11 protein-coding genes are annotated in these 14,185 nt (G+C 44.5%); 8 read left to right on the top strand and 3 right to left on the bottom strand.

The annotated features are described in order from the left end of the window. Positions 1–18 precede the first annotated feature (18 nt). Positions 19–2,064, bottom strand: a complete 2,046-nt coding sequence (locus GMES_RS05355) for a putative bifunctional diguanylate cyclase/phosphodiesterase (RefSeq protein WP_006991572.1) — start codon at positions 2,062–2,064, stop codon at positions 19–21. 664 nt (positions 2,065–2,728) lie between these two features. On the opposite strand from GMES_RS05355, the gene GMES_RS05350 reads away from it, so the two are divergent. The 7 genes from GMES_RS05350 to GMES_RS05320 all read left to right on the top strand — a co-directional run bounded on the left by GMES_RS05350 (position 2,729) and on the right by GMES_RS05320 (position 10,296). Next, a complete protein-coding gene (locus GMES_RS05350; protein WP_006991570.1) occupies positions 2,729–4,144 on the top strand; it encodes a hypothetical protein in 1,416 nt (471 codons plus the stop codon). Positions 4,145–4,253: 109 nt separating this feature from the next. Beyond that, on the top strand, positions 4,254–5,579 hold the full coding sequence (locus GMES_RS05345; RefSeq protein WP_006991569.1) for an ABC transporter substrate-binding protein: 1,326 nt from the start codon (positions 4,254–4,256) through the stop codon (positions 5,577–5,579). Positions 5,580–5,647: 68 nt separating this feature from the next. Then, the gene (locus GMES_RS05340) at positions 5,648–6,520 is read left to right on the top strand and encodes a carbohydrate ABC transporter permease (protein WP_006991568.1); all 873 of its coding nucleotides are present in this window, start codon (positions 5,648–5,650) and stop codon (positions 6,518–6,520) included. Between the two features lie 2 nt (positions 6,521–6,522). Continuing rightward, positions 6,523–7,353 (top strand): carbohydrate ABC transporter permease, encoded by an 831-nt coding sequence (locus GMES_RS05335; RefSeq protein ID WP_006991567.1) that lies wholly within the window; start codon positions 6,523–6,525, stop codon positions 7,351–7,353. A gap of 10 nt (positions 7,354–7,363) precedes the next feature. Then, positions 7,364–8,380 (top strand): ABC transporter ATP-binding protein, encoded by a 1,017-nt coding sequence (locus GMES_RS05330; protein WP_006991566.1) that lies wholly within the window; start codon positions 7,364–7,366, stop codon positions 8,378–8,380. Positions 8,381–8,621: 241 nt separating this feature from the next. After that, positions 8,622–9,344 (top strand): HAD family hydrolase, encoded by a 723-nt coding sequence (locus GMES_RS05325; protein ID WP_006991565.1) that lies wholly within the window; start codon positions 8,622–8,624, stop codon positions 9,342–9,344. Next, positions 9,337–10,296: a sugar-binding transcriptional regulator gene (locus tag GMES_RS05320; RefSeq protein WP_006991564.1), complete on the top strand. Its 960-nt coding sequence runs from the start codon at positions 9,337–9,339 to the stop codon at positions 10,294–10,296. Before GMES_RS05325 ends, GMES_RS05320 begins: the two co-directional genes overlap by 8 nt. Before the next feature lie 135 nt (positions 10,297–10,431). On the opposite strand, the gene GMES_RS05315 is transcribed toward GMES_RS05320, so the two are convergent. Both GMES_RS05315 and GMES_RS05310 read right to left on the bottom strand, forming a co-directional pair. Next, entirely contained in the window at positions 10,432–11,394 is a 963-nt protein-coding gene (locus GMES_RS05315; protein ID WP_006991563.1) for a carbohydrate kinase family protein, read from the bottom strand. 508 nt (positions 11,395–11,902) lie between these two features. Beyond that, positions 11,903–12,517, bottom strand: a complete 615-nt coding sequence (locus GMES_RS05310; RefSeq protein ID WP_006991562.1) for a TetR/AcrR family transcriptional regulator — start codon at positions 12,515–12,517, stop codon at positions 11,903–11,905. Positions 12,518–12,934: 417 nt separating this feature from the next. On the opposite strand from GMES_RS05310, the gene GMES_RS05305 reads away from it, so the two are divergent. Then, positions 12,935–14,182 carry an efflux RND transporter periplasmic adaptor subunit gene (locus GMES_RS05305; RefSeq protein WP_006991560.1) on the top strand — a complete coding sequence of 416 codons (1,248 nt, stop codon included), beginning with the start codon at positions 12,935–12,937 and terminating at the stop codon, positions 14,180–14,182. Positions 14,183–14,185 lie beyond the last annotated feature (3 nt).

Below are 14,185 nucleotides of genomic sequence, written 5' to 3'. Positions count from 1 at the left end.
ACAGGTGCTCATCACGATTTAGATATTGAGCATTTCAAGTAAGCTCTTGGGTTTTGAGAACAAATAGCCTTGTAATTGGTGGCAACCGTTTTCGATTAAAAACTCGGCTTGTTCACGGGTTTCTACACCTTCAGCGCAAATTTTTAAATTTAACTGCTTTGCCATTTCGATAATCGTTTTAGTCACCAAAGTACTGCGTTTAGATACATTCAGGTTATCCACAAATTGCTTGTCAATTTTTAGCGTGTTCAATTCGATTTGCGTGAGGTAGCCTAATGAAGAATAGCCAGCGCCAAAATCATCTAGGGCAATAGAGCAACCCATCTCACGTAACTGAGTTAGAAATAAATTAGCGACGTCGAAGTTTTCTAAATAGGCAGATTCAGTCACCTCAAATTCAATGCTGGCGTTATTCACGTTGTAGCGTACAAACATCTTACGAATATAATCAACAAGGGCCGTGTTTTTGATGTCATGAGCTGACAAATTAACTGACACCATCACCTCATTTTTTTGTAGCCCTTGAACTTGTTCTAGCTCTTGGCAGACTCGTTTAATTACCCACTTAGTGATAGATAAAATTTTGCCGCTTTGCTCGGCAATGGGTATAAATTCGGCTGGAGATACTAACCCCAGTACATCGCTTTTCCAGCGTATTAAGGCTTCGTAGCCGACTATTTTTTCGTCAGCGCCCACTTTGCCTTGATAATGAATACTGAATTCATTGAACTTAATCGCGTTAGCAATAGAATTAGCGATAAGCAGGCGGCGTTTGTTGTCTTCCATCATTTCTGGCACGAATACAGTGTGAGTACTACGACCCGCTAGTTTAGAGCGATACATGGCGATGTCGGCATTACTGACGAATTCACTGACATTAAAATTTGAGTCACTTGCGCGAGCAATCCCAATACTGACACCGACTTGTACTTCCCACGATTGAATTTCAAACGGCATATTAAGCCCACTGACTAAGCGCTCAGAAATTTCGAACAGCTCCAAATCATTGGGTTCGTTATGCAGTAATATAAGAAATTCATCCCCACCTAAGCGAGAAATTAAATCGCCTTCGCGCAAAATACCTTTGGTCCGTCGGCATACTTCCATCAATACTAAGTCACCAATTTCATGGCCAAATGAGTCATTTACTCCTTTGAAACCGTCTAAATCAAAGTACATTAAAACGAGATTACGCTCATCTCTCTTCGCTTTCGCTAACTCTAATCTTAACGTTTCCATAAAAAATTGACGATTAGGTAGGCCAGTCAACCCATCAAAATTCGCTAAGCGCTCCATGGCTTTTTGCTGCTCTTTTAGCTGCTCGGTGTATTTGGCGTTCTTTTGCGTTTCAGCGTTGATGGTTTCCATCATGCTATTAATATCGCGGCTCAGCTCTGCAACTTCTTGCTTTCCGCGTGTGTCTATTCGCAGTGAATAATCGTGGGTAACTTGGATTTTTTTGGCAACCTGAGAGAGTCGACTTAAAGGTAAAAACAACCGCCGCTGAATAAACAAGGACCCAACTATTGTCACAAACAGTACCAAGAACACTAAAGGCAGTACACGTTTGAGAAGTGTTAGTTTACTGCTATATAAGGGACCTGAGGAGTCATTAACGATAAGGAGGTGGCCAAGTGGCAGACGTGCATCACCTACTAGCTTTAAGGCGATAAGCTCACCGTGTTTTACATCGACACCATGAGGCTGAAGCCTAAGCTCGTTGGTATCAATTGCAGAATCGAGCTCTTCTGGCACAAACAAAGTCCCGAAGTACACGTTTAGCCGTTGCCAATTTTTGTCAAAAACAACAGCATATTTGACATTGTCGTAGCGATCTAAGCGTAACAGGGTCGTGGTGACCTCAAAGATATCAGGATCAGAGGCTATAAGAGGCACAAGATCGCTGGCTAAATTTTCAGATAGCCCATCAAGATCCGCTCGTGTTGCTTCCAGATATAGCTGTTCGTACTCCTCAACGGAGAATGCGACAACGGCAGCACACACTAACACGATCGCTACCACTGTGAGCATGGTCGTTGTGTTCTTGATTGTTCTAAACAGCATTAATCAATCCCTTTTTACCGCTTCAATATTAACAATTATCGCTGAACCAGTGAGCTTTACGACCAAATACGAAAAGCAAAAATTCATACATTGAGAACGTTTTGACCTTGCACTCAACTTTATCTAAATAATAACGATGATTGCAAAGTATTGATATTAAACAATTGGTTAAGTTTTATCCTAAACATTGTAGACGACTCATCAAGGTCAACCATTGTTGAGTATCAAATTTTGAGCTTTGTGTAGCAAAAATCTATTTCTGGTTTCGCTGTTTGTACACAGCCTTGCGTCTTTAATTCATACCTTCAAAGCCAATATCGCCCTTCATAGCTACTCGATCTTCGTGCTGGCACTGAAAAAACGAACATTTAGGCAACATTTTTTACACAACTAACTTATTGAATTGCGTGGTTAAGTTACAAAGTAAGAGCAGTTGTGAAGACTTTGTAAGCAAAAATAATTGACGATGTTAATTTGATCTGGGATTATGCTCACCAGTCGGGCATATACCCACAAAAGCAATTTAAACCACATTTAGAGCTATTGCTCCAAATTGTGTTAGCGGTTAACAGTTGTATTGACGGTTTACGGTTGTATCGACGTTAGATGATTTCGATTCGAAATCTTAGAGCCACACATTAATGACTTTCACTAGGACACAATGATGTTAAAAAATAGACAAACAACATTAGTTTCGACAGCAGCCAATATCGCTATCAATCCATCTAACTCGAAGACCTGTAATAAACGTTCTGCATCTGTATTTAATAAACTAGGAGTGATTGCGGCAGCAGTTATGGCCGCTTCGATGCCTGCCCAGGTTAATGCAGCTACATTCCTTGATGGCCTGGTAGATGTGAACTTTTTGGCGATGCAAAACTATCAAGCGATTCAAGCCAAAGAAGGCGCATTCAGACCAGAAGATGAAGAACAGTCGTCAGGTTTTGGCCGTATTCGAGCCAACCTGATGTTTAAGTTTCATATCAATGATTTCATCACCGCCGATATAGACATTGCAGAAGAGCCAAATGACTTTGGTAACAATGGCGATCGGGACTTTTCATTTCATAATGATTACGCCGGTATCGAATTTGATGTATTCGGGCTAACTGAATACAAGCGTGAGAACGCTGACTTGACACTTCGTTTAGGTAACATTGGCGGCTCACCTTTTCAGTTCAAAGGCTTTCAAGACGGGGCTGATAACCAAGGCAATGCGCTTATTGGTAACTGGATGACCGATTACGCCACCGCGGAAAACGGAGCCCAACTACGTTATAACGAACGCTTTGATAGCGGCGTAATCCGCGCATACAATGTGACGGGTCACATTACTACCTCGAGCTTTGGTGAGGCTTTCCAAGAAGATCGCGGTTTTAATTACTTATTACAAGGTACCTTAGAGTTCACTGGCGGCTTTAAAGTTGGCTTGAACTTTTTACAAGCTAATCAGGGCGACCAACTGCGTTTCGAAGATGGGGTTGCCAGCCTTGACGGTCTAACCACTACCAATTATCGCTTCGGTGACGGTGAAAACTACAACTTCTCTGCTTCCCCTAGCAGTGAGCGTGATACTCACGTAGGCATTATGCCTGGCCTTGACCAAACGACCATTCAACTAAACTTAGCTTATCAACCAAATGAAAATACCAGCGTTATTTTGATGCTAGGGCAATCAAGCGATGATTACACCTTTGCAGATACCGAGGGTAATGCTGTTGCTGGTATTACTTATTTCGGCACCGATGGCGTCGTTGACCCTGAGGGAACAACATTTGATTCCAATCGCGTAATTAAAGGTGAGTCCTCAGTAGAATACTGGACAGTTGAAGCACAGCACTACGTAATTCCCGGCAAATTCTACTTGGCTGCCCGTTACGGAGAAGCCGAAAACACCTCTGACTTGATTGCCCAAACAGATAACACAGTAGAGCGCTTACAAGTTGCAGCGGGTTACTGGTTTAACGATAAAACTCTATTGAAAGTTGAATACGTGGATCAAGACGAAGGCATTAACTCTGGCGGCCAAATTGGCGCTGGGTTTGATGGAATCACGTCAGAGATCTCAGTTAAGTTTTAAGTATACGGCTGGCTATCGCTGGCCCTTTGAACTTCACTAGGTATTCAGGTGCAAAAACATGCAGAGAAGATTTAGTGAAACTCCCAGCAAAAACATAAGGGGAATCCCGATGTTGAACAAGTTAACCAAAACTACCTGTACAGCGCTATCAATCAGCGCGGCACTATTTATGGCCCCAGCGGTCAATGCTGAAACCATTACCATCGCTACTGTAAACAACGGCGATATGATCACCATGAAAGAGCTGAGCTCAGATTTTGAAGCTAAGCACCCTGACATCGATCTTAAATGGGTGACGCTCGAAGAGAATATTCTGCGCCAACGCGTTACCACAGATGTAGCCACCAAAGGTGGACAATATGATGTCATGACCATAGGTACCTATGAAGTGCCGATTTGGGGTAAGCAAGGCTGGCTAACTGAGCTAGATGGCTTAGGCCCAGATTACGACGAAGAAGATTTGCTACCTGCTATCAGAAGCGGTTTATCACTCAATAACAAACTTTACGCCGCACCATTCTACGGTGAAAGTTCAATGGTAATGTACCGCAAAGACTTGCTCGAAAAAGCCGGTCTTGAAATGCCAACCAAGCCAAGCTGGAAGTTTATCCGTCAAGCTGCCAAAGCGATGACAGATAAAGATACAGGTGTTTATGGCATCTGCTTACGTGGCAAAGCCGGTTGGGGCGAGAACACGGCGCTTATCACAGCCATGTCGAACTCGTTTGGCGCTCGCTGGTTTGACGAGAACTGGAAACCACAGTTCAATACACAAGAGTGGAAAGACACCCTGCAATACTATGTTGATGTGATGGAAGAATCTGGTCCTCCAGGAGCATCATCAAACGGCTTTAATGAAAACTTAGCCTTATTCCAAACAGGTAAGTGCGGTATTTGGATTGACGCCACAGTAGCAGGCGCGTTTGTCACCAATAAAAAAGACTCTGAAGTCGCTGACAAAGTGGGTTTTGCGATGGCGCCGGACATGGACCTTGGCAAGCGTGGCAATTGGCTATGGGCATGGACATTAGCAGTACCGTCAAGCAGCAAAAAAGCGGATGCAGCGCAAAAGTTCATTAGCTGGGCAACCTCAAAAGATTACTCAGCCTTAGTAGCGAAAGAAAAAGGCTGGGCAGCGGTGCCGCCAGGCACACGCACCTCATTATATGAGAATCCTAAGTATATGGAAGCTGCTCCTTTTGCTGAAATTACCCTCGCTTCAATCGAGTCAGTAGACCCGAAGAATCCTACAGTGAAACCTGTACCTTACGTAGGTGTGCAATTTGTGGCTATACCTGAGTTTCAAGGAATAGGCACCGCGGTCGGTCAGCAATTTTCTGCGGCATTAGCAGGAAAAATGACAGTTGACCAAGCTCTGGCAAACGCTCAACGGTTAGTTGAACGCGCCATGCGCAAGGCTCGCTACCCAAAATAGCGTTCTGCTTGGGGTAGGCACGATGTGCTGTGCTTGCCCCCTTTTTACTTCAGTAATGGGACTCAGTTATGGCGACTACACATTCACGTACGCTTGCACAGTTCATGCTCTTTCCTTCGGTAGTATTGCTACTTGCCTGGATGATAGTGCCACTGTGCATGACCTTGTATTTCTCGTTTTTAGATTACAACCTTCTTAGCCCGGGAACAGAGGAATTCATTGGTTTTCTTAACTATGAGTTTTTCCTTACTGATCCGGCTTTCTTCGAATCATTCTTTAACACCCTGCTCTTAGTCGGCGGTGTGTTGCTTATCACTATCTGTGGTGGCATTGGCTTGGCCATATTGCTGGACCAAGCAATTTGGGGGCGAAATTACGTGCGCATTATGGTGTTAGCACCGTTCTTTGTTATGCCTACCGTATCGGCTCTAGTATGGAAGAACATGTTGATGAACCCAGTCAATGGTTTGTTCGCTCACTTTGCGACGTTTATCGGCGTTGATCCAGTGGACTTCTTTGCTCAAATACCCTTGTTATCCATCATCATTATCGTGTCTTGGCAGTGGCTGCCTTTTGCGGCACTAATACTATTAACGGCAATTCAATCTTTAGACAGAGAACAATTAGAAGCTGCGGACTTAGATGGTGCTGGGCCGTTCAGTAAGTTCTTTTACATTGTGCTGCCTCACCTTTCTCGTGCGATCACAGCAGTCATATTAATTGAGACAATTTTCTTGCTGTCGATTTTTGCCGAAATACTCGTTACCACTAGCGGTGGTCCTGGGTATGAGTCCACCAATATTACTTACCTTATTTACACTCAATCGTTATTGCAGTTTGACGTGGGTGGTGGCTCTGCAGGTGGAATAATCGCTGTCATTATCGCCAATATAGTGGCCATCTTCCTTATGCGCCTTATCGGCAAGAACTTAGAGGGTTAATCATGGCTACTAACAGCAGCAGTAAATCAAAAGTTATTTATACCCTACTCGCGTGGACGATAAGCGCAGCTATCTTCTTTCCGATTTTGTGGACCTTACTCACCAGTTTTAAAACAGAAGCGGAGGCCATATCGGCTAACCCAAGTTTGTTTATGTTTGACTGGACGCTAGAAAACTACCGAGACGTGCTTGAGCGCTCGCCTTACTTTGATCACTTCTGGAACTCAGTAGTTATCTCAGTTGGGTCAAGCTTAATTGGTTTGCTTATCGCTATACCTGCTGCATGGTCCATGGCATTTGTGCAATCTAAGCGCACCAAGCACCTATTGATGTGGATGCTCTCCACCAAAATGTTGCCCCCAGTTGGCGTGTTGATCCCTATTTATTTGTTGTTCCGTGACTTTGACTTACTGGACACCAAACTGGGCTTGGTCATTGTGATGACCCTAATTAACCTGCCGATTATGGTGTGGATGCTTTATACCTACTTTCGTGAAATCCCTAACGAGATACTCGAGGCATCCCGTATGGACGGCGCAAGTATCAGTGCAGAAATATTCCACGTATTACTGCCTATCGCTTTGCCGGGTATCGCATCAACTTTACTACTTAACGTGATCCTCGCGTGGAACGAAGCATTCTGGACACTGATTTTAACCGCAGCAAACGCAGCACCGTTAACCGCGTTTATTGCCAGCTACTCAAGCCCAGAGGGCTTATTTTACGCCAAACTATCAGCGGCCTCAGCGATGGCAATCGCGCCGATATTGATACTTGGTTGGTTTAGCCAAAAACAACTCGTACGCGGATTAACCTTCGGCGCGGTGAAATAGGAGAATTATCATGGGCAGTATTACTTTAAAGCAGGTCACTAAAAACTTCGACGAAGTGAATGTTATTAAACCGCTGGATTTAGAAATAAGAGATGGCGAGTTTATCGTGTTCGTTGGACCATCTGGTTGTGGCAAATCAACCTTGCTACGCATGATCGCAGGCTTAGAAGACACCACAAGTGGCAATATCGATATTGACGGCCAAGACGCCACAAGTACACCCCCAGCTAAGCGCGGCCTTGCCATGGTGTTCCAATCTTATGCGCTCTACCCGCATATGTCGGTGCGCAACAATATCGCGTTCCCTTTAAAGCGCGCCAAAGTGCCGGCTGCAGAAATTGAGCAGAAAATTGCTTCAGCTGCGAAGATACTGAATTTAGGCGACTATCTAGACCGCAAACCAGGGCAACTTTCCGGTGGTCAGCGCCAACGTGTGGCGATTGGCCGCGCTATTGTGCGCCAGCCTTCTGCTTTTTTGTTTGATGAGCCTTTATCAAACCTTGATGCATCACTTCGCGTTAATATGCGTTTGGAAATTTCAGAGCTGCATAAAAGCCTGAAAACCACCATGATTTACGTGACCCACGATCAGGTTGAAGCCATGACCATGGCGGACAGAATTGCGGTATTTAATGCAGGAATTATCGAACAAGTCGGCACGCCATTGGAGCTTTACCAACATCCTGTGAATCGTTTTGTGGCGGGCTTTATTGGCTCACCAAAAATGAATTTTATTGAGTTGAAGCAAACCAAAGAAGACGGCGCAACCTGTTTAGGCGTGCGCCCTGAGCACTTCCAGATTACAACAGATGCAGGTATTTGGTCAGGTAAAGTAGGCGTGGTTGAACATCTAGGTTCAGAAACCTTCTTGCATGTGCAAGTCGATGGTATAGGTACATTGACCGTTAAAGCTAATGGAGACTGTCCCTTGAGCTATGGTGACGATATTTCACTTAGTGCCGATCAAAGCAAGATACTGCGCTTCAATGACCAAGGGATAACATTGCCAAGCAAGGGAAATCAGTAACAGCTGCGACTATGCCCATCGATGAAAAGCATGGTAATGAAAGTGTTGTAACAAAAGCGCAGCTGAACTGATTAAGTCATGCTTGAGCAATAAATCAGTTAATGATTAAGTGATATTTGTGCGTATATTCATTTACTTAATGAGCAATTGCTGCAAAATGAGCGAAGCTACATGAAGTAGCGGAGCTCTAAAAAGTAGCAAAACAGGCATTAATATTGAATCAACGATAGTGGTAATAATAATGGACGTAAAACAAGCATTACCCGAATTAGCTGACATACAATTGGTTATTTTCGATTGCGATGGCGTATTGATTGATAGTGAAGGCTTAAGTAAACGCGAGCTACTGATTTTACTTAGCAATCTAGGCGTTGATATCACCGATAGCTACTTTGAAACCCATTTTCTTGGTCATAGTTTTGAACACGTCACCGCCAAAATATACCAAGACTTTGATGTCTCCTTGCCTGCTACTTTTCGCCCCGAATATCAAAAAGCTTTGATCGCTGCCTTCACTGCTGAGCTGCAACCTACCTCAGGGTTAACTGATATGCTCGATGCCCTAGCGGTGCCGCGCTGCATTGCCACGAGCAGTTCACCAACTCGTGTAGGACATGCCATGTCAGTCACGGGGTTGGAGCGCTACTTTGCTCCGCATATTTTCACCGCCTCACAAGTAGAAAACGGCAAACCCGCGCCAGATTTATTCTTGCATGCCGCTAAAAACATGGGCGTTGATACCCAGCACTGCCTAGTTATTGAAGACTCACCCGCGGGCGTGCAGGCTGCAAAAGCGGCTAACATGCAGGTAATCCGTTTTGCCGGTGCCAGTCACATGGGGCCTTGGCGCAGAGCCGTCGACCCATTATCTGACGATGTAACGACCATTAGCCAATGGCAAGACCTGTATTCACTCGCCCCTGCATTAACAAACACAATGAAATCGAGAGGTAACCGTGGTTAAGCTTTCCAACGCCGAAAACAGACGATTAGATGATGCCGCACGCGCTGGCTGGATGTACTACGTTGCCGGAAATACCCAAGATGAAATTGCCAAAAAGCTAGGGGTATCACGTCAATCAGCCCAGCGCATGGTTGCCTTATCTGTTAGCGAAAAGTTAGTAAAGGTACGTTTGGATCACCCCATTGCAAAATGTATGGATTTAGCCGACAAAATTGCCAGTCGCTTTGGTTTGCAATCATGCGAAGTGGTGCCTAGCGACCCTAGTGACCCCTCATCAACGGTGGGCTTAGCTCAGGCAGGCGCGAACGAGATTGAACGCCATTTAAAATCTGAACAGCCAAAAACACTGGCTATGGGCACCGGGCGAGTGCTTCGTGCGTGTGTTGATGAACTCGCCCCTTTGAATTGTCCTGATCATAAGGTTGTAGCGCTATTGGGTAATATGGCATCAGACGGTTCAGCCTCCCCTTATGATGTAGTAGTTCGCATGGCTGAGCGGGTGAACGCTAAACATTACCCCATGCCGCTGCCGGTGTTACCTGAAACCGTTAAAGCAAAGAATCAGTTACATGCCATGCCGCACATCTCGCAAAACATGCAATTGGCTCAGCAAGCTGACGTAACCTTTGTTGGCGTGGGTAATTTAGGCGCGAATTCACCGTTACATCTCGACGGCTTTGTAACTCCCAAAGAATTAGATGAGTTACAAGCGGGCGGGGCTGTGGGTGAAATGATCAGCTGGGTATTTGATAAAAACGGTAAATTACTCGACTGCGCTATAAACGAGCGTGTCGCCAGTACTCCGCTTATTGTCGGATCTGATAAATTAGTATTTGCATTGGCTGCGGGCGAAGAAAAAGTGTATTCCATTTTAGGCGCGCTGCGCTCAAAACTGGTCAATTCCTTGATCACCAACGAATACACCGCAGAGCGTTTATTAAGTATCGATTAGCGCACGGCTTGGCTAGCTTCACTCAAAGCACCAAACTTCAACGCAAACACAGATCACAGCCTAGAATGTGGGTACAAAAAAGGGACCATTTGGTCCCTTTCTAATGTGTGATACCTTGAAGCTAAAGTTTATTGATTACTTCTTTTTAACCACGAACGTCATGGCATTAACTTCAGGTAAGGTGGGCAGCGCCGTCATTGCACCAATTTTGGCGCACACTAAGCCACTGACTTTACCAGCAAACTCGATAAACCCTTTAAATTCATCTTGGAAAAAGTTGTCCCCAGGCTGGCTATTGGCCATTTGGAACAAGATAGCACCAATAAACGAGTCACCTGCGCCTGTGGTGTCAACCGCGTTAATTTCATACGCCGGCACAATATACTGCTGGCCGTTTTGTGAAATTAAACAGCCTTCTGGACCAAGCGTCACTAATACCACCTTCACACCTAGGTCATGAAAATACTGGCACCCTGCTGCCATATCGTCTTGCTGTGACAACAAAACTAGCTCTTCATCACTGACTTTAACCATGTCTGCTAAAGCGAAGTAGGTATTACAGATTTCTCTAAATTCGGCATCACGGCCGCGCCACAAATCCACGCGGTAATTTGGGTCGAAACAAATAACGTTGCCATTTTTCTTCCCTTGCTCAGCCAAGCGTAAATAGCTATCCCCTAACTCACCGCCCAGTAAGGCTGTGGCTGAACCAAGATGCAAGATTGAATCTTCTAACAAAGCATTAATGGTTGAATCATCGAGACTGAGTTGTTCATCAGCACCGCGGTTAAAGGCAAATTCACGCTCGCCGTTATCCCCTAATGATACAAACGCTAGAGTAGTCGATGAAGATAATGAAGCCACTTGATCGGTATTTACGCCGTACCCTTTAACTTCGTTAATTAAAAACTCACCGAAGGGGTCATTGCCTACAGAGCCGACTAAAACGGCATCGCCTCCTAACTTACCAATACAGGCAGCCACATTGGCCGGTGCCCCACCGGATTTTTTCACGTAATTAACGCCGTTGACCAAACCTTTGTTGGTATCTGTACACACAAAATCGATGAGCATTTCACCAACGCAAACTATCTTCATAACTTTCTTCCGTATAAAAATCGTATAAAATTGATTTGACGAGAAACGTATTAAAGGACACCGAACACGTCGGTATTATACCCCTTTGCATACTAGCTGCATTTTCTTCGCTTGAATAAAACTGTAAGCGAAATATCGCCTATGACACTTAATCAAACGTGTTCGTTTTTCGCGACTTGAACTGACATTGATTATACCTACAAGCCAAAGTAATTAACATCTTTGCAGCCCTCTGTTTCTCTATAAATTAACATAATTTATATGATGAAAAGGCAGCCTAAAATTGAGATAAACCAACCGTTGAAAACTGGCAATAACTACATTGTTCGCTTACCTGATTTTTAGCCGACGTTAGCTGCAATATATCCGATATTAATCGATTTTAAGTACATCAGTCATATTGACTAAGATTGACCCAAGAGGCACTAAAATTTGAAGTGGTAACAAGAGGAGTATTGCCTATTCAAAGGTATGGAATAGGCATATAGATACGAATGAAGAGTGTGAGCTACGAATTACGGGGGAAACTCTTTAACGCCATGTGGGCCACATCCACTAATTGCTTTTCAGTTGCCCCGCTGCTGGCTTGAATAGCAATACCATTGATCACAGTACATAAATAACGAGCCAATGCTTCTGAATCTTCATCCTTTGATAAGTCACCTTGGTTTTTTGCAAGTTCGAAACGGTCACGTACTTCTGATTCACTCTGTTGACGGCGGTCAATAAGTACTTCTTTGACGCCAGCGGCAGCTTCACTACATGATAGAGCGCCTTGTACCATCACGCACCCCTGAGGGTGAGATGTATCTGACATACTTTTCGCCGCGCCTAACAACATACATTCAGCGACCTCATAAGCAGTGGGCTGCTCTAACGCAGGTTTGAAAAAACCACACGGGCGACTTTCATAAAACTCGATAGCCTTTAAAAACAGCTGCTCTTTGTTGCCAAATGCAGAATACAAACTGGGTTTATTAATCCCCATTGCACTGGTCAAGTCAGACAAAGAGGCACCGTCGTACCCTTTGGTCCAGAATACGTCTAACGCTTTTTCAAGCGCAGTTTGCATGTCAAAAGCCCGTGGCCTACCCACTGCGGCAGTACAACTAACAGCACTCATTATTTAGCTCCTGATGTAAATATGCTCACATAGTAAACAGGTAATTAACCCCTGTCTATATGGGGTTATATACTCTTTAGTACAATACAAGTAGCACAATCAATGTGCAGGATCAGGCAAGATTACTGAAGTTTTCGACATTCAGATAACTCGTTTGCCCGCGTATTATGTATCGTGTGGTTAGGCACTCTCGTCTGCACAAAGTTCAAATCTCACTGCTTTTCTCAAGTACATGCCAGCGCGTTGGTGGCGGCTATAAAAAACTGATATTAAATAGAACCAAAATAACTTACCGATCGGTATAAAAATAGATTGACTAAATACTGTTCATCTATATTCTTACCGACCAGTACATAAATAGCAACGTTTATTAAGAACAACATTTTTAATCAGGTTAAATCAAAGGACATAAATCTCATGAGTACAAAACACACCTTCAAAAATTGGGTACTAGGCGGGATCGCCAGCGTTGTGTTGGTCGCTTGTGGCAATCCAGATACGTCAAACCAACCTGCGGCCCTTATTGCACCTCAAGTCAGCGTGGCACAAGTGGTAAATGAGCGCATAACCGAGTGGGACGAATTCACCGGCCGCTTACAGGCACCACAAACCGTCACGCTCATGCCACGTGTATCAGGTTATATCGAAAAAGTGTTGTTTGATGAAGGTGCTGTTGTTGCCAAGGGTGATGTTTTATTTCAGATTGACGCACGCCCATTTAAAGCAGAAGTTGATCGCCTCAAAGCAGAATTACAAAGTGCAAAAAGTGCATCTGTTCAGGCGCAAAATGATTTCGAACGCGCCAAAACACTTAGCGAACAACGCGCTGTTTCCATTGAAATTTTGGACGGTCGATTAGCGCGCAAACAACAAACTACCGCTACAGTTGCCTCGGTATCAGCTGCACTAGAGCGCGCCGAATTAGACTTGTCTTACACCCAAGTCACTGCGCCAATTGCTGGGCGCGTATCATATGCGCTTATCACCGAAGGTAACTTCGTCAATGCTGGGCAAAGTCAGCTTACGAGCTTAGTGTCGATGGATAAAATGTACGCCTACTTTGATGTAGACGAGCAAACTTACTTAAAGTACGCCCAATTGGCAGAATCAGGCCAACGCTCTGATACGCGCGACACAACAGGTAACCCTGTTTATATGGCACTAGCCAACGACGCGAATTTCTCTCATACCGGCAATATCGATTTTGTTGATAACGCAGTCAATCAGCAGACCGGCACTATTCGTATTCGCGCGACTTTCGCCAATGATGCACATACCTTACTGCCTGGATTATTTGCTCGGGTAAAACTGATTGGCAGTAACTCATATCAAGGTATTTTGATTGATGAAAAAGCCATCGGTACTGATCTCAACAGAAAGTTTGTGCTGGTCGTCAACCAAGACAACCGATTGGAATACCGTAACGTCGTTTTAGGCGAGAAAATCAACGGTTTACGCATAGTGACTGATGGTTTATCCCCTGATGACACTATAGTTGTTAATGGCTTACAGCGCGTGCGTCCGAACATGCAAGTTCAACCGAATGTCGTTGATATGACAACTCAAGAAGCCCTGACTGCACTTCGTCAACAACAAAAATCACTCGACCAAACTAGCAATGCATTGACGGCACAAGCCAACGAATCATTCGCAGAACGCGGCTAAGGG

This window comes from Paraglaciecola mesophila KMM 241 (assembly GCF_000315015.1).
Taxonomy (GTDB): Bacteria; Pseudomonadota; Gammaproteobacteria; order Enterobacterales; family Alteromonadaceae; genus Paraglaciecola; species Paraglaciecola mesophila.
Note: the sequence above shows the minus strand (reverse complement) of the source record. Positions and strands in the feature narration are given on the sequence as shown.

Coding starts and splice junctions, on each gene's coding strand:
- GMES_RS05355 (WP_006991572.1), bottom strand. CDS start 2,064: ATGCTGTTTAGAACAATCAAGAACACAACGACCATGCTCACAGTGGTA.
- GMES_RS05350 (WP_006991570.1), top strand. CDS start 2,729: ATGTTAAAAAATAGACAAACAACATTAGTTTCGACAGCAGCCAATATC.
- GMES_RS05345 (WP_006991569.1), top strand. CDS start 4,254: ATGTTGAACAAGTTAACCAAAACTACCTGTACAGCGCTATCAATCAGC.
- GMES_RS05340 (WP_006991568.1), top strand. CDS start 5,648: ATGGCGACTACACATTCACGTACGCTTGCACAGTTCATGCTCTTTCCT.
- GMES_RS05335 (WP_006991567.1), top strand. CDS start 6,523: ATGGCTACTAACAGCAGCAGTAAATCAAAAGTTATTTATACCCTACTC.
- GMES_RS05330 (WP_006991566.1), top strand. CDS start 7,364: ATGGGCAGTATTACTTTAAAGCAGGTCACTAAAAACTTCGACGAAGTG.
- GMES_RS05325 (WP_006991565.1), top strand. CDS start 8,622: ATGGACGTAAAACAAGCATTACCCGAATTAGCTGACATACAATTGGTT.
- GMES_RS05315 (WP_006991563.1), bottom strand. CDS start 11,394: ATGAAGATAGTTTGCGTTGGTGAAATGCTCATCGATTTTGTGTGTACA.
- GMES_RS05310 (WP_006991562.1), bottom strand. CDS start 12,517: ATGAGTGCTGTTAGTTGTACTGCCGCAGTGGGTAGGCCACGGGCTTTT.
- GMES_RS05305 (WP_006991560.1), top strand. CDS start 12,935: ATGAGTACAAAACACACCTTCAAAAATTGGGTACTAGGCGGGATCGCC.